At 40.6% G+C, this 16,574-nt stretch carries 16 protein-coding genes and 1 tRNA gene; 4 read left to right on the top strand and 13 right to left on the bottom strand.

Going from position 1 to position 16,574, the window contains the following annotated elements:
- Positions 1 to 35: 35 nt before the first annotated feature.
- The 13 genes from CLV62_RS14575 to CLV62_RS21550 all read right to left on the bottom strand — a co-directional run bounded on the left by CLV62_RS14575 (position 36) and on the right by CLV62_RS21550 (position 11,509).
- The gene (locus CLV62_RS14575; RefSeq protein ID WP_110311512.1) at positions 36 to 5,162 is read right to left on the bottom strand and encodes a tape measure protein; all 5,127 of its coding nucleotides are present in this window, start codon (positions 5,160 to 5,162) and stop codon (positions 36 to 38) included.
- 5 nt (positions 5,163 to 5,167) lie between these two features.
- Positions 5,168 to 5,341, bottom strand: a complete 174-nt coding sequence (locus CLV62_RS21720; RefSeq protein WP_170120063.1) for a hypothetical protein — start codon at positions 5,339 to 5,341, stop codon at positions 5,168 to 5,170.
- An 86-nt stretch (positions 5,342 to 5,427) separates the two neighbouring features.
- Positions 5,428 to 5,931 carry a hypothetical protein gene (locus tag CLV62_RS14570; RefSeq protein ID WP_110311511.1) on the bottom strand — a complete coding sequence of 168 codons (504 nt, stop codon included), beginning with the start codon at positions 5,929 to 5,931 and terminating at the stop codon, positions 5,428 to 5,430.
- A gap of 88 nt (positions 5,932 to 6,019) precedes the next feature.
- Positions 6,020 to 6,559, bottom strand: coding sequence for a hypothetical protein (locus CLV62_RS14565; protein ID WP_110311510.1), 540 nt, complete (start codon positions 6,557 to 6,559; stop codon positions 6,020 to 6,022).
- Positions 6,560 to 6,561: 2 nt separating this feature from the next.
- Entirely contained in the window at positions 6,562 to 6,960 is a 399-nt protein-coding gene (locus CLV62_RS14560; protein WP_110311509.1) for a hypothetical protein, read from the bottom strand.
- Positions 6,957 to 7,478 (bottom strand): hypothetical protein, encoded by a 522-nt coding sequence (locus tag CLV62_RS14555; protein ID WP_110311508.1) that lies wholly within the window; start codon positions 7,476 to 7,478, stop codon positions 6,957 to 6,959. Before CLV62_RS14555 ends, CLV62_RS14560 begins: the two co-directional genes overlap by 4 nt.
- A 24-nt stretch (positions 7,479 to 7,502) precedes the next feature.
- Positions 7,503 to 7,862 (bottom strand): hypothetical protein, encoded by a 360-nt coding sequence (locus tag CLV62_RS14550; protein WP_110311507.1) that lies wholly within the window; start codon positions 7,860 to 7,862, stop codon positions 7,503 to 7,505.
- 69 nt (positions 7,863 to 7,931) lie between these two features.
- Positions 7,932 to 8,468 (bottom strand): InlB B-repeat-containing protein, encoded by a 537-nt coding sequence (locus CLV62_RS14545; RefSeq protein WP_110311506.1) that lies wholly within the window; start codon positions 8,466 to 8,468, stop codon positions 7,932 to 7,934.
- Between the two features lies 1 nt (position 8,469).
- Complete coding sequence (locus tag CLV62_RS14540) at positions 8,470 to 9,630, bottom strand: major capsid protein (protein WP_110311505.1); 1,161 nt, start codon at positions 9,628 to 9,630, stop codon at positions 8,470 to 8,472.
- A gap of 3 nt (positions 9,631 to 9,633) precedes the next feature.
- The gene (locus CLV62_RS14535) at positions 9,634 to 10,263 is read right to left on the bottom strand and encodes a hypothetical protein (protein ID WP_110311504.1); all 630 of its coding nucleotides are present in this window, start codon (positions 10,261 to 10,263) and stop codon (positions 9,634 to 9,636) included.
- A gap of 25 nt (positions 10,264 to 10,288) precedes the next feature.
- Positions 10,289 to 10,948: a hypothetical protein gene (locus CLV62_RS14530; protein ID WP_110311503.1), complete on the bottom strand. Its 660-nt coding sequence runs from the start codon at positions 10,946 to 10,948 to the stop codon at positions 10,289 to 10,291.
- 144 nt (positions 10,949 to 11,092) lie between these two features.
- Positions 11,093 to 11,175: transfer RNA gene (locus CLV62_RS14525), tRNA-Ser, on the bottom strand.
- 148 nt (positions 11,176 to 11,323) lie between these two features.
- Entirely contained in the window at positions 11,324 to 11,509 is a 186-nt protein-coding gene (locus tag CLV62_RS21550; protein WP_146212758.1) for a hypothetical protein, read from the bottom strand.
- 201 nt (positions 11,510 to 11,710) lie between these two features.
- Here CLV62_RS21550 and CLV62_RS14520 point away from each other — a divergent pair, with 201 nt between their 5' ends.
- The 4 genes from CLV62_RS14520 to CLV62_RS14505 are packed head-to-tail and all read left to right on the top strand — an operon-like array spanning position 11,711 to position 16,571.
- Complete coding sequence (locus CLV62_RS14520; RefSeq protein WP_245904099.1) at positions 11,711 to 13,303, top strand: terminase large subunit domain-containing protein; 1,593 nt, start codon at positions 11,711 to 11,713, stop codon at positions 13,301 to 13,303.
- A 17-nt stretch (positions 13,304 to 13,320) separates the two neighbouring features.
- Positions 13,321 to 14,169 carry a phosphoadenosine phosphosulfate reductase family protein gene (locus CLV62_RS14515; RefSeq protein WP_110311530.1) on the top strand — a complete coding sequence of 283 codons (849 nt, stop codon included), beginning with the start codon at positions 13,321 to 13,323 and terminating at the stop codon, positions 14,167 to 14,169.
- Between the two features lie 18 nt (positions 14,170 to 14,187).
- Positions 14,188 to 15,735 (top strand): phage portal protein, encoded by a 1,548-nt coding sequence (locus CLV62_RS14510; protein ID WP_110311501.1) that lies wholly within the window; start codon positions 14,188 to 14,190, stop codon positions 15,733 to 15,735.
- Positions 15,732 to 16,571: a hypothetical protein gene (locus CLV62_RS14505; RefSeq protein ID WP_110311500.1), complete on the top strand. Its 840-nt coding sequence runs from the start codon at positions 15,732 to 15,734 to the stop codon at positions 16,569 to 16,571. The genes CLV62_RS14510 and CLV62_RS14505 overlap by 4 nt, the downstream gene beginning before the upstream one ends.
- Positions 16,572 to 16,574: the final 3 nt, after the last annotated feature.

Genomic DNA, 16,574 nt, shown 5'->3' with positions numbered 1-16,574 from the left:
AACAAACTAACTATGCTTGGTATTTGTCACACCATCTAAGAAATATTGAAACGGACACCGCTTCCGCTTGTACTAACCCGACGTAACAGCGAATAAGTTTCTTCCGAAAGCTCAACTAATCGGGTCGTGTTGTTGGCAGTAGCAAGCGTGTTGATTTGAATACGCATAATCTCGGCTTGCATCAGGGCGAAAGTATCTTTGTTAGTCTCAGCATGAAGAAGTATTCGTTCAACCATTGACCTTTGAACCGAAAGGTCGGCACGCATCGCATTGATGTAAGAAGCTAACAGATTGGCAGTATCTTCAGTTACTCCGGCAATTCCTTTCGACAATGTTTCTTCACTCGTTGCATCCTCTAGGTTTATCCCTGCTTCTTTTGCGGCTTCAACTAATATTTCCCATGCTTTCTGCCATTCCCCCAGATTGCCCTTAAGTTTGGTAAGTTCTTTGACTAAGCCGTTCATGTCTTTTTTACTCAGATCGCCATCGCCCAAAATTCCCCCTTTACCATCCGTACCGAACATATAGGTTCGTAATTGCTCCATCATCGGTTCTACATACTGCAATTGAAGAACATTTTTAAACACATTCTTCATAATATCGGCTACCGTAGCGTCAAACGCCTTTGCAGCATCCTCACCTTTCGACCAAGCCTCGACCAGAGCATCTGAAATACTTTTAGCCCAATCTTTAATTTTTATGCCATATTCCTCGCCTGCTAAATCTTCGTAGAAATACCTGATCTGATCTTTGATTTCACTGATTTGGTTCTCATAGTCGGCTACGGTATTCCAATCGGTCTTTTTCTTGGCAATCTCATTACGTCGCTGGCTCTCCAGTTCCCTTTTCTGTTTTTCGAGATTTTGAACCTGTTGCTTTGCCTGACTTGTGCTTATTGCACCTAATTGGCGTTCGACTACCCTTTGTAACTCGCTGTATTCATTCTTTAGATACTTTACTTGTGTCTGGGATTTCTTTATCGCTTTATCCAGCTTTTTGTCGTGCTGCTGTGCTATGGATGTGATACCGCCGATTATCCCCTGAATAACTTGAACAGGGTTTCCGCTTGCTATTCCCATAGCGATATTCGAGGCAGCCCCTACCATTTCACCTATAAATTGGGTGGTATCGGCTGCATCCTCATTACCTAGTGCATCGAACATACCACCTAATTCACCCCCGACTGACTGAACAATGGCGTTAAAGTCTTGCATTTTTGAGGACATAATATCCACCATATCCATACCTTCGCCGTATTCCGATAATGGACGCATAAGACTGGCAAGAGGGTTACTTTTTCGCTGGTCTTTTTGTAGTCCTGAAATACGTTTCAGAATACGTTCGTACTCTTTTAGTTTTACAATAGTATTGCCAACACTTCCGTCCTCATTCGGGAGATAATAACCTTCCAGCTTGCCATCGTTGTTATAATTACCATACTTAAGTTTTCCGTCCTCATTTTGGGTATTGGAAATTAAATCGACGGTTTCCTTTGCCTTTTTAATCAACCTATCCAGATGGCGGTAGCCAATTTCGGTCAGGTCGCCGAATAGCTGATTATAGAATGGGGATAATTGCAATAATTCCGCTTCCAAATCCTTGACCGCTTCCTGCTCGGCTTTAGTTAAAGCGTCGATAGCTTCCTTTTTCTTTCCGGCACTCAGGTTACTGTTTTCTACATCCTCACGCTGTTTTTCATATTGGTTATGAATCGTATTTATTTTATCCTGAGTAGTAGAATACTCAGCGATAATTTTAGACATGTCGATTTGAAGGGCGAAATCTTTTTCCTGAATTGCCTGTCTTATATCCTCGACCAGTTCCCTCACTGCTTCGGGAAGTTTGGTCTGGTCTGCATTTAATAAATCTTCATAGATACCACCACCCGACATATTTTTAAGCTGGGCTTTCATGGTATCTATGTAATTCATTACCGATGCCGCAGGGTCGCCAAAGGCTATTTGAGCCGCTTGTCCCTTATCTCCCGTAATACCGAATATTTCTTCATACAGGTTATACTTATCCTTATATTGGGATAGCTGCTTTTCAATCTTCTTTAATTCCTTGTCAGCATTTTTGGATAATGTTTCGATCTGGATGCTGCCAAGTTCTTTATTCCAAGTAAGCCGGACATTCTCGGCGGTATCAGCATTTTTCTTACCGATTTTTAGAATGTGTTTATCTAAAACATCGACATTCGTTTTTAGGTAATTTACATATCCGTCCTCAGTTATATCTGAAAGTTGTATTCCCTTGTATTCTTCTATGGACTGAATATTTTTGAAAGCATCCTCCGCAGACATTAATTTTAGAAGGTCGCTATATTCCTTCTTAGCACTTTTGACAATCTCAACCTGTCTTTTGAGTTTTTCGGTAAATTCATCCTTCTTACTTCCTTTCTCCTTTGGCTTGAAAAAGTCCGATAAGTCCATACCTATCATCTTACCGCCTTCTTCGATCTTACCTTCTGTTTCTTTATCGGCAATATATCCTTCGGCTAGTTTTTTCTTGGCTTCGGTTATTTTCAATGGAAAAGGGAACTTGTTTTTGTCGATGTCGAATCCAAGTTTTATAAGGAGTGGTTTTTGCTCGTCCATTCGGGTCTTCACTTCCTTATAAGTCTTTTTCATATCGTCGATAACTTCATTCATATCTGTATCTAAATGAATAGTGACGACGTTTTTGTCCGAATTTATTTTATCGTTAAGTTCCTTTCGCCAGCCCTCCAGTACTTCTTCGCTATCCTCTTTCAATTCAAACTTGATGTTCCATTTGGATAATACTTCTTTCTGACCATATTTACCAAGTTCATCAAGGCTTTTAATCGTGGTTCGGATAAGCTCTTCGTTATCTTTATTGAATACATCGACACCCTTGTTTTTGAAATGGATTTCCAACGTTTTAGCCAGTTCCGTTAAATCCTGATTAGCGTCTTTTGTTAAGGTTGACAACTCCCACATCGAATCCGAATATTCCTTTACATGGCTCTTATGGCTGCCAGTAAATATATTATTATACAAATTGGTGTCAGACAGGCTGCCTTCTGCTACCTTAGTCTGGTATCGGGCGTTCTCGGCTGTATGAGCTATCAGATCATATACTTCAAGTACTTTTTCGGCATGGGTTTTCTCCGATTTAAGTATATCCTCAATTTGTTTTTGCCTTCCTTTGGCAAAATCTATCTTACCGAAATTCGTAGGAACGCCCCCGATCTCTTTAGCCTTATTCATTGTTTCCAATATCTTAGAATAAGTCTTATCCAGTTTTACGGCGTTCATATCTGCCACATTCTCCGCTTTCGCCAGCTTCTCCAGTTTCTCAACCAGATCGTCCGTAAAAAAGCCGCCTGTCTCGGATATGGCATACTTGGCAAATTTTTTAGCATCCACCATCGTATTATATCTTTCCTGTGCCTGTGTCAGCAAATCGAGATTATCCGCATGGTCTTTTATTGCCTTTGCCAGTTCGGGTTCTTTCTGCGATAGGGTTTTTATTATCTCGGCTCTTTCGGCTGTGGCAGCCTTATTGTCCTTTGTCTCTTTTGTCAGTTCCTTCAATCGGTTTATGAGCTTATTGACCGATTCAGCCTGATTATTTATATCAGTAATAGACGACAATAACTTTTCTTTGGCTCTGTCCTGTGCATCTACAAAAGCCACAAGACCGCCGATAAGTGCAACTATTCCGGCAAATGCCAAAGCATAAGGATTTATTTTTGACACAGCGTTCAAAATAGTTTGTGCAATAGTCAGGGATTTAATAGTAGTCAACAATCCCTGCTGTGCTATGGTCGCAGCTATCACTGCCGCTTTATATGCACCGTAACCTAGTATGATCGTTTTGAGGATAGCCCAATACTTTTCCCACTTATCCATAATATTCATTATGGCATCGACACCGCCTTTCAATAAGTCACTGTTTGCTGTTCCGATGGCATCCAGCATAATGTCGTAGGCATCCCGTAAGTTGGAAATCTTACCTGCCAGTGATGTCGCCTGTATTTCCTGCATCTGATAGAACATACCGCCCTCATTCGTCATATCCTGAAAGATTTCCTTAATCATGGCATAAGGAACTTCACGCTTCGATATTTTATCGAACACGTCACCTGTTGTTACTATCTCTCCGTTTAGTTTGGTAAACTTCTTCGCAAGTTCATCTACCAACGGAATGCCTGCCTCTGTAAATTGACGGACTTCTTGCCCCCGTAATACTGTGGCAGAACGCACTTGTCCTACTGCTAAAACAATGCGACGCATATCTACACCAAGCCCAGCACTTACGTCCGCAAGGCGTTTCATTGTATCGAAAAGTTCATTCGCAGGGAATGAAAAAGCGGACAATTGCTTGGTATAATCTACAAGTTCCCTGTAATTAAATGGAGAGTAAACCGCTAAATCCCGTATCTGCCCGAATATTCGGTTTGCTGCTTCTTTGTCTTTCAGTATGGCAGACAGTGATAACCGTTGTTTTTCCAACTCACCGCTTACCATCGCCATTTCTTTTACAAATCGTCCAACCTGATAAATGGAGAAGTAAAACCCTATCTGAGTAGTTAATTGCTGTAATAAGGCTTTCTGACTGAATAACGATCTGCTGGTTTGTTGTATGGCATTGTTGTAATTACCCTGTCCCGATGTTCCGACTAATTCAGCCCTTCGTTTGGCTGCCTCTGTCCGTTGAATTTCGGTTTGAAGCCTTTGCTGGTTGATAAGTTCTTTACTTGCCTTTTCTTTTTCAATGGCGGCTAATTTGGCACTGTTTACAAGTTGTTGCCTTTTGATATTTTCCGTTCTCTCAATTTCACTGCGTAGTTTTTGTTCCGAAGTTATGCGGTCATTGTCTTGGGTCGCATTTCTTGAACGGATGCCGATACCCTTTTCAATCTCGTTGTTTAGTTTTTGTTCTAAAATCAACGAATTGCCTGCACGTCTTTCTTTAGCTTCTCCTGCTCTGGCTTCTGATTCGATCAGGCGGTTCTTTCTTTCCTGAATTTTCAGCGAATCCAGTACATCTTTAGTAGAGTTCGACGTTTTTCCTACTGTAAAGCTGGAGAGTAGATTTTGTAAGGCAACGGCATCTTTCTTTCTATCTTCAAGAATCTGCTTTAGCCCCTTATCGTCGCCACCGATAAGGAAACTAAGATTTCCAATATTTGCCATGTCGTTTATGTGTTTGTGTTAAGTTCTGACAGCTTCATTTGCTGCCATTCTTCCTTTTTCCTGCGTTCCCGTGATTTGCGGAGCGATTCTTCATTCAGCCTGATGCTTTCTTCGTCGGCTACGCTTTTCTTCTCTCTGGTGTCGGAGTTATAGACTACCCGTGCTACGTCCAAAGCCATAAGCTCATATTTCGCTACGGAGAGTTTGAACCGATAATGAAATTCAGGAATGGTGATTAATCCGAAAAAGAATGTTAGCGGCTCCGTTATCCAAGCATGGTCTTTTCCGATGGCGGTTCTTGCTCCGATGAAAGTTCTCGTCGGAATCGCTGTACTTCCTCTGTCGTCATTGTCATGTTCGTTATCTTCATCTGACTTACCAATGCAGAACCGATGTACCAACTCCCAGCAGGAACTTTTTTTTTAGACAGTATGATTATAGGTTCTAACTGATCGAAAGAATATCCTTTCACATAATAGAGGTAACGCCAATATATCCAGTGAAAAAACTTTATTTTTAATCCGTTCAACAGGCAAAGGGAAGCCGCTTTCGATAAGAATTTTGATCGGTTGGTAATAATTTTGATGCTATCTTCATCCTCTGCTTTTACACCTTCCATCAATTCAAGTTTTGATAATCGTTCAAGTGTAAAACCTTTCATCCAGCCGATCATATATTTCTTCTTTGTTCTGGGTATGGTTAACTCGTCTTTGTCGTTTTCCTGAATGGATAACAGTAGTTTTTCGTCCTCTATCGTTGGTTGGTTCATAGTGGTTTGTGTTTATAGGTTATAAAAAAAGGGAAGGAAATACCCTTCCCCTTTTGGGTTTTGTATGATAATGAAAAGGTCTGAAACCTTATTTTTCGTAGAAAAGAACGTCGCCTTTATTATCAGGATTTGCTTTCGGCGTAGCGGTAAAGCTCACCGCAAAAGCACTGGATGAAGTGGAAGTCCAATCGAAGTTTGCGATAAATTCGCATCTGGGAATTACGATTGCCATATCCCCAGCCGCATTAGTGATTTTCACCATTACATTGATAACCTTGTTTTCAAGGTCTACGGCAGTACTTTTTGTAAATCCCGTAATAGGCGTAATTGCGGCTGCATTGGTTTTGAAAAAATAAGATAGAATCTCTTTTGCAATCGAAGGAATCTTACCCGTAATTGTAAATTCGCCACTATCATAGGTACAGGCTATTGCTGACGACATTTGATCGACCTTGATTTCTGTCTTACTCGGTTGTGCCTGCGAAAAGCTCACACTGTCCTTTACAGTGTAAATTTCGTCTGCATTGTCGAATGTGGTGGTAGCCAATGCCCCAACGGGTGAAAGCTGAATCTTGGAGATTCCTATAAATACTTTGTCTAGTGCTGCTTTAGTAAGTGTTGCTGCCATGATTATAAAGTTTTGATGTGTGTTTGTATTAAGATTGCTATGACATTATACCCGTAGTTGTCGTCTCCCAGAGGGATAACCGTAGGGTGTATGTCGAATAAATAAATGTCGTTTTGTATCGGAAAAATGGTTAATAATCTGGAGTATAAAAGGGATAGCTTAGTAGCGTTCTTTTCACCGTTTGAAAGGTTTTTCGCAAACAGTTCTATTTGGCACATACAAGTACCCAAAGCCGAAAGGTCAGTAATTTGAGATGCCACCGACACAACTGTAAAATCTGTCATAGACGTATCTTTCAAGTTAGGGCGTTGACCTAAGAATACCTTTTCCGTTACATTACCGATTCGGATAGCTTCGGCGAGTGCTTTTTCAATCTTCTGTATATCGTAATTAAGGTTCATTTGATAGGTTTAAAACTTTTCACAAAGTCATGTCTTGCTGTTTCGTAGCCATCTACCAATACATTTAATCGCCGCACTTTTTGGAGATATTCACTATATTCCGTCCCAGTTGTAAAAACGATGCCGTATTTCTGGGTACAAACGTAACTTTTAAGGAACTCCGCAGATGTATTTTGACCGTAGCCTGCATCCGTGTTTACATCTGCTGTAAACCATTTGCGTATTCTACCGTCGTAATCCAGAAACTTATAAACAGTCTCACCTTCAATCAGCTTGTTTCTTATTGGGTCTGGGTACTTACTGTTAAATCCCAGAACTTCAAGTTTTCCCATGTAATACACCCCGAATGCGAATGATGTTATTGTATTACCTGTCAGGTTTCGGAACTTGGTCTGCTTGGGTAGAATATCGTTAACCATTCTGACACCAAATTCTACCATCTGCGGTACGACGTAGTAATATTCGTCTTTCAGTATAGTATCAATACATTGGTTAAACTGCTTTTCGATGCTGTTCATTGTTAACTGATTGCTGTTGACTGTTTACCCGTTTCCATTTTCGTTGAACCAGACGTTAGCCCCCAAGTTGAATACTTTCGCTTCTTCGATTTTACCTTCCTTTACTTCTCCGTTGGTGTTATTGGTGAATGTCACATAATCCCCTTTTCGGATTATAAAAGTGTGTTTCGGCAGAGACAGTTTATAATCGGCTTTTATCACTTCTGCGTCAATATCCAACCCTCGCACCATATCACGCAAGCCGCATATAGATTCAAATACAGGTTCAAATATTTCTTCTCCTGTTACCAGATCGGTTAGGGGTGTCCCGTATTCGTCCTTTAATGCCCGTTTGACCGACATCTGATGTGGAAAGCGTGGGTTATAAGCTAAAGATGTATTCATAAATATTGATTCACAGGTTATTGATCGGTTGATTTTATGCGAACTCAGTTAATAAAAAGGTCTGCGACCTTACCATAAGTTGACAAGTTTTATCCCCGAATTGTACTTCTTGTCCTGATACTTTTTGTAAATGGATTTAGCCGTATTCTCAAACCGTTTTTTATCCGTAACCGAAATAGTTTTCCCTGCTTCCGTATGCGTCCATCCCCCGTCACTGTCTTTCGAGCCTGTGTATGAGGTTGGGCTTGAAGCCGCCCACATGAGAAGGTCAGCATAAAGAAGCTCCTTATCTTTCATCGACAATTCGCTTACATCAGAGTTCTTTTCTATTTCACGGAAAACACGGATTGAGTTTAAAGCGATCTCGTTTACATCGAAGCCGACCAATCCGATTAAATAATCCTCAATCGTCACATAAAAAGCAGCCGTAATTTCTACATCTTCCGTCGATTCGAGTGTGTACGGATTATCCGTAAATGTCGATTCTCCGTTAACGAAATGCTTGAAAGTCCAGCCTACATCGGGAATTGCCGTTAAGGTGATAGAATTTTCATCTATCACCTTTTCGGTCTTTCCTTCACCTGATATGTGTACGGTCGATTTCATATCAGGCTACTGTTAAGTATGTCATGTATTGAGGTTTATCAGGTACAACCAAAGCTGTTAGCTCCGATTCGATGTATTGTGTATTTGTTCGTGTGTCGTACCACTGTTTCAATACGGTTCTTCCCCCGTCGAACCATGCGAACCTTGCCGCAGGGTCAGGTACAACAATAGGCTCTACCGCTTTTATAGTACCCAGTTTGCCGTCGGGAACTAACACCCATACATTCGGCTCGAATGATCTGATTTGGTCTTTGACAACCTTACCGGCTACTTTGTCGAATTTTTCTACTGCAACGATATTATCAATCACTTTAATTGCACAACCGATAATGCCTTCCAGCTTTGTTTTGACAACCGATTCATCCAATACCGCAGCCAAAGGAGCAATGTTATTTGCATCTGCCAACGGATAGATATTTAAAGCAATCGCAGTCCTTATTTTCGAGTGTTCAATTGCACGCCTGAATGTCAGGTAGTCTACTTCAAAGTGCATGGCTGCAACACCTTTCTTCTTAAGGTTGTACACTTGGTCTTTCAAGTTCCTGATAGGGTCTGAGGTCGCACCTTCCGCATTGGTATCATTGGTAAACCAACGAGCCGTAGTCGTAAGTATAGTTCTGTTAGTATCTGGAATTTTCGCACCGAAAGTAATGTCTTTGATACCCGAAGGGTTATTGGCTGCATTCAATGTGAAAGTACCTGTCGAAACCATTCTGTCTCGTTGATAGGTCAAACCGTTGTAGTTACCGCCGATCAGTTTTGATGTATGGTCGAAAGCTAGGTCACGCATTTTTTGACTTAAGTTGGTAGAAAAACGTCCTGTCCTTTGGGCGAAGATCATTTCCTCTCTCAGAATCTTTTCGTTTAGTGCGTACCCGTGTTTAGCTCTGGGTATTGTTCCCGAACTAAGTTCAAAACCTTCGTGATGTTTATACACGGCAGGAGAATCAATATCTACATAAGTAGGCATAGTGTTCAGACCAAGTTCCGCCTGTATTTGATGATATGTGAAATCAATCTGAATATCACTGTCCCATTCAAAACCGTCTGTTTTGCGTCCGTTGTGTAGAGTAGAAAGGTAATTGTCTACAAATTCCTGATACGTTTCGTTTGCGAAGCCGTATTTTATAAGGTCATAATAACTGTTATCTCGTGGTGTCATGGCTTAGATTCCTTTCTGAAATTTAATTTGTGGTAATACTTCTTTGATGCAGTCGGGAATCGGCTGTATGCGATCTTCCATGATCTCGCCATGAAATACCGATGCTACGGTTGCATATTGGTCGCCTTCTTCTACCCAGACATCATTTTCTGTCAGTCCTGATGGTACTGCATATATTTTTGCTCCCGTTCCGGCTTTCGATGCTTTCACCAGAATGTCGCCTTTCGCAAGTGTCCCGAAAGCATTAGCCGCAATCGTAAAAGTGACAACACCGTTTGCAGAATCCAGAGCAACGCCAGCAACGGCAACACCTGTGCCTGTCGTTCCTACTGTGGTGGGCGATTTCATTAGGTTGGTCCCGTTTGTCGGTTTGGGATGGCTTGCATACGCCTGAACTTTCACTGTTGTATCTGTCGCAGTTACATTTTCAGCTACTTCAAAGGTTTCTATGATCTTGGCTTTCCCCCCAGCACCGTCAATGCTGACAAGTGAGCCGGATCTTATGATCGTACCGATAGGTGGAAGATATTCAAGCGTACCGCCTGAACGTTCTTTTTGGTTGATAGTCAGCCATACGGGATAAGAACCGCCGTATTTCTTTGACTTTACACCATTTGTATTAAATGTTCCCATAGTGTAGTTATAAGTTTGTGTTAGGTTATTTTATTCTGCCTGTCTCACGTAAATGCTTCATATAAGCATCTTTGCTGGTTTTGGTTGAGCTGTTGGAAGAGCCACCGCCAAATGCCGGGACATAGCTGTCACCACCATACAGGTCAGCATACGCTTTATCATACATTTCTTTCCCTTTTTTTGCCAGATCGGAAACTGATATTTCTTCGGTAGGTTGCAATTGCGGTAGGATTAGATTTAAAACCGTTTCGTGGCTTGCTCCCTGTTCCTGCATAAGTTTTTTGGCTTCGTCCAGCTTCTCGGTTTTTAGGACAGCTTCTTTTTTTTCCGCTTCTGCCTTCTCAAATCGTTGCATTCGTGATTCCAAATCAGTCAACTTTTCATTATCGGCATTTTGTAGTCCCGATTTGTCTGGATTGTCAACTGTTGGCTGCTGACTGTTAACTGCAATAGGTTTATAACTCTTTTTGAAGTCATTCACCTTTTCCGCTACATCGTGATTCAGTTGCCCATCCATAGATTTCAAAGCATTAGCATGTTTTGAAATGTAATCGCCGATCTTATCTTCCTCTGTCGGTAGAAAAGGCATAACCGAATGTTCCAAATAATCGTCCCATGTTCTCTGTGATAAGCTGGTTTCTCCAACCAATCCTTTTAGGTCTGTGGAAAGTTTTTCTTTCTCCATCGTGTGTGTTAGTAAAGTTTGTGTTAGTACTTGTATGAAAAAGAGAGAGACAAAACGGTCTAAAACCGAAAAAAGCCCGATAAACAGCCATTTATTAGCTGTATATCGGACTTTCAAGTCTCTGTAAAATATGAATAAAGTTTGCGGAAGAAGAAGGATTCGAACCCACACGCCCTTTCAGACGACGGTTTTCAAGACCGCTACAATAGCCATTCTGTCATTCTTCCATTGCGGAAAGCGGAGTAATCGAACCCCAGACTTTACCGCCCAATGTTTTTAGCAAAAACTTACCAACCCTATTGGTTTCACTTTCCGTTAGTTAAAGCGAAGTACGTCAGTGCGAAAAAAGGCTAGTGGAGAATAGCCCCACCATTACTAACGTACTTGCTCCTGTTCTATTGATACAATTTTCTTACAACATCTGCATTTTATCTCAATGGTAAACCCGTCGCTTTGGATTACCTCAAATAAACGCTTCCTGCAATTCGGACAGAATTTCCAGTTAGTTGAATGAGGCAGATTGTAAGAATATGTGTTAAGTTTTTCTAGTATTTCTGGCATTTACCAATCTTTTTTACAAATGTATGCAGTCCTTAATTACTATGCAAATTTCGGTGTTAGGAGCTTTCTACTACATCCCTTATTTGCCTAGAATACTATAAATTCACTATATTTGCTATGTGTAAAAATACATAATCAGAGACATAACAAGTCCGATATTTCCTTTAAGGGAAGTGTCGGGCTTTTTTTATTTTATCGACCTTGATACACGAACTTGACACAACTTTCAATGCTGACGTTTACACCTTAGAATATCTCAATACTCTAAGGAAAGAAGATTCGTCCTATAACATCATCGCTCAAAAAGGCTCTCAGGAACTATTCTTACAATGCGAAGCCGATATATGTATTTTCGGGGGAAAACGTGGAGGTAGTAAAACCTTTTCACTTCTCATGGAAGCATTGGGCGATGTTTCAAACCCTTTCTTCTATGCTACACTATTACGGAAGGAAAAAGAGGACAGCAGAAAAACAGGCGGCATAATTGATAAATCCGACGGTGTATATTCCCAATTCGGGATATATAACAAATCCCAGCAAGACATGACGTGGAATTTTGCTTCTGGCGGCAAACTCAAATTCGACTATTATTCCGACAGCTTCGAAGATTTCAAAAAACGTTTTCAGGGCTTGGAACTTTCCTATGTCGGAGTAGATGAAATAACACACATGCCTTACGAATATTTCAAGTACTTACTTACTTCTAACCGTAACGCTCACGGAATTAAAAATCGTTTTCGTGGAAGTTGCAATCCTGACCCCGATTCTTGGGTGGCAAACTTCATAGATTGGTGGATTGGCGAAGATGGCATGCCGATTCCCGAACGCAACGGAGTAGTCCGCTATTGCTTCATGTATGGCGAAACCGTGAATGAAATCTATTGGGGCGATTCAAAGAAAGAAGTTTACGAGCAAGCCAAAGAACGCATAGACAAACTTTGGAGAAAAGAATACGATGTGTTTGGTAACAAAGAGGATATGTTCATTAAGTCCGTCACATTCATAGAAGGCAAGCTCGAAGAAAACGTAAAGCTAATGAAGTCCGACCCTAACTACTTGGGGAACTTGGCAAACCAAAGTGACGAGCAAGTAGCCAGAGATTTAGACGGAAATTGGAAATTCAAAACTGCGGGAGTAGGATTATTGACGTTCGAGGACATGGAGAAGTTTTTCAACAACTCCTATCAGAATCAGGGCGGTAAATACATAACATGTGATGTGGCATTTGAAGGGGGCGACAAATGTGTCATGTGGTACTGGGAAGGCTATCACGCACGGGATGTTCGTGTTATAGCCGTAGATTCTAAAAAGACCGTAGAATATGCTAAAGAGTTCCTCCAATTACACGGGGTACTCGAAGATAATTTCTTATACGACGTAAACGGATTGGGGCAAGTATTTAAAGGCTACATGCCAAAAGCCAAGCCTTTCAACAACAAGGAAATGCCCACCAATGGCGACCGCACCATGTTCGAGAACCTCAAAGCTGAGTGTGCATATAAATTCGTTCAGAGAATGAAAGCAGGCGGTTACAGCATCGAACATTCTCTCAGGCTACGCAAGTTTAGCGGTAAAAACTATAAGAACGTATCACTCGAAAATATTCTCCTTAAGGAACGTAAAGCAGTAGCACAAGACGACAAAGACACAGACAAAAACTGGAAGCTCATATCCAAAGTCGAAATGAAAAAGATTATCGGACGCTCACCCGATTTCATGGAAAGTTTCTTCATGCGGGAATACTTTGAAATAAAGAAAATCAAAGCCAGACGAACTGGCGTATGGTTTCTATAAAACACACAAACTATACAATGAACCTTAAGCAAAAAATAGATTATTCGGTAAACCTTATAAAAAAAGCGGAGAGGTTGGCACTTCAATATGATCCTTCAAATGGGTTTTATCTGGCTTTCTCTGGTGGTAAAGATTCACAAGTAATATATGAATTAGCAAAAATGGCAGGGGTGAAATTTCAAGCTCACATGAATCTTACCTCTGTTGATCCACCACAGGTAGTAAAGTTTGTAAGAAAACACTACCCCGACGTTCAGCTTCATCGACCTAAAGAAAGTATTTACAAGCTCATACCTAAAAAGAAGTGTTTACCCAGCCGCCTTATCCGTTGGTGCTGCGATGTACTAAAAGAACAGTCAGGGGCGGGTACGGTCACGATACTCGGTATAAGGAAAGCCGAAAGCCTAAGAAGGTCAAAAAGAAACGAAATAGAAACAGGCAAGAATAATTTTTCCGGCTCCTTAGACCAATTCGATACCCATAATGAAACACAGGTGTCATGTATAAAAGGGATAGATAAGATTCTGTTATCCCCGATTCTCGATTGGTCTGAACGTGATGTCTGGGACTTCTTGAAATTAAGAAATTTACCTCACTGCGAATTATACGATTTAGGATATAGAAGAATCGGCTGCATCATGTGTCCGATGGCAGGAAAAAAAGAAATAGCACGGGACAGGCTTATGTTTCCCAAAGTCGAAAAAGCCTATAAAAAAGCAATAAAGAATCTACTTGCATCAAATCCGAAATATGGTTCAAAATTAAATAACGACGAAAATTTGATTTTTGAATGGTGGGCTAGTAGGCAGAAGCAGAATGTATTCATTGCTCTTAACCTTCAACAATACAAAATAAACTTTGACTAACACTAAACTTATACAAATATGCCTATAACCGTAGATCAGATTTATAACCAACGGGAACGCTTTTACAGGAATCAGCCTAATCGTGGATTCCGTACAAATAAGTTCTTGCGACGTGAAATATATCAAGCCGAATACCTCTCGGAACTTGACCCCGAAGGTCACAGAATTAATGATAATACATACTATGAAAACATACTCAAAGAAGTACCTATATTAGACGATAAGAATGAGCCGACAGGCAAAAAAAAGATTGTCGAAACTCCTATTGAACGTGTCTCAGTTCCATTACAAAAAGTAATATTACAGAAACACCTTACACATCTATGTGGCGAGAAAGTAAAGTTCATACATCATAACCTAAATCCTTCCGATCACGAACACGAAACATTTATAAAGTTCAAAAATGGATGGGAGAAAAGGAATATGGAAACTGCAAAATACGAATTTTGCCAGTCAATCAAAGCTACGGGCGATGCAGCGTTTTGTGCCGTTCGTGACAACAAAACCTTTTCATACCGAGTGTTTTCCGTACTCAAAGGCGATGGCTTGCACCCCATACGAGATTCACGGGGGAACTTACGGTTATTCGGACGTAGTTTTACAGCCTACGATTTCGAGCGTCAGGAAGAAGTACCCTATTTGGAAATATGGGACGATAAATATTGTACACTCCTGACATATTCAACCGAAGGCGTAGAAAAACAATCAATATCGTGGGATGCTAAAACCTTCAAACACGTTTTATCCAATACAGCCGATACCGACGGCTGGTACGTCGTAGACAAACCTAAAATTCACGGATTTACTTCTATTCCGATTGAATACCTCAAATGTGAAGAAGGGGCTTGTTGGTCTGGCGTACAGGATTTGATTGATAAACTGGAACTCGCACTTTCTCAACTTTTTGAAAACAACAAATCGTATGCTTTTCGTATTATGCTCGTCAAAGGTGATGTGGAAATCACAGGTGATTTAAGAGGGCAGGCAAGGGCGTTACTTTTCGACAATAGCGATGGCGATGCTAAGTTTATGGAAAAAGCCGATGCTTCAAGCTCTTTCGAATTACAACTTCGGGAAACGTTGAAATACATTCTCATGGGTAGCTTTACAGTCCTTCCCCCTGAAAATACAAATGGCGACCTTCCTAGTGTTTCCATAAAGCTGCTCTATTCCCCTGCGTTGGAACAAGGGCTGAATGACAAAAACTTCTATAATAAATCCATAGACAAAATAGTATCACTATTCAAAGAAGGTTTTGCAATCGAGGAAGGGAACTCGGTTTCAGACTTTGAAAAACTCGACGTTCGTGGCGACCTTGATATTTATATACATCAAAATGACAGTGAAGTCACCAACAACTTAGTGATGGGTGTGACATCTGGATTCACTTCAATCGAAACAGCACAGGAAAACAGCATCTATGCCGCAGCCGATGAACTGAATCGCCTCAAAAAACAGAAAGATCAGGAATTAAAAGACGAAAGAGAGAAGATTTCTTTCGAATCAGCAAATGACGGAATGAATAATAACAATACTCAGCGAAAAATCGTTGCAAAAGCCACATGATACCACTATCCGAAACACTGAAAAGGAAAACCGAAGCAAAAAAATATCTCGATCAGGTAATAGATCAGATGTCATTTGCCGATTCAGACCTTAAGGCAATCATTAAACGAAACGCCATTGATCTGATTAACGTTTCCATGTCATATTCTGATTTGGGAAAGGCTTTCCATTTTTCACATAATCCGACACTTGAAAGTAAGGTCAACGACATACTCTACAAACTCAGAAAAGATATATTCAATATCATTTACCTGCGAGCCGAGTATGTCAATGATCTCGCTTATGAAAAAGAAGGACCCGCAAAAGATAATAAATTCCTGCTTTTGTTTCTATCTTCTAAGATTGCTGAAAAAACACTCGAAGCTCGTATAGATCAATATATAAAACTGATACATTCCGAAGTTGAAGCATACATTGCCGCAGGAATAAATAAAGGTCTATCCGGGTATCAAATCCTTAATGCTTATATCAACTCACTAAAAGTTCCTTACAAAGCATCGTTATTGCTTGAAGCATTTAAACAACAAGGATTCAAAGTAGAGCGTATCCTTAATAAAGGTATCACATTCGGAACGGGTAAATATGTTTCCGCTTTCAATAGTCTTTTACGGCTGGAGCAGCAAACTATATTTCATGCCTACAACAATACCCTCAATCATATTTGGTTGGGTAAAACAAATATAGTCGGTTGGTACACCACCAGAGCAAGTTCTTACCCCTGTATATTATGTGACGACAATGTAGGCGTGTTTCATCCCAAAGAAGAATTTTTCTACGGCTATCATTTACGATGTTGTTGCTTAATGCTTCCTGTATATACTTCGGATATAATTTAATAA

This window comes from Indolivaga alginatilytica, from assembly GCF_003201355.1.
In the GTDB taxonomy this organism is placed as follows: domain Bacteria; phylum Bacteroidota; class Bacteroidia; order Bacteroidales; family Dysgonomonadaceae; genus Dysgonomonas_A; species Dysgonomonas_A alginatilytica.
The sequence above is the reverse complement of the archived record's forward strand: the minus strand, read 5'-3'. Positions and strand labels throughout refer to the sequence as shown.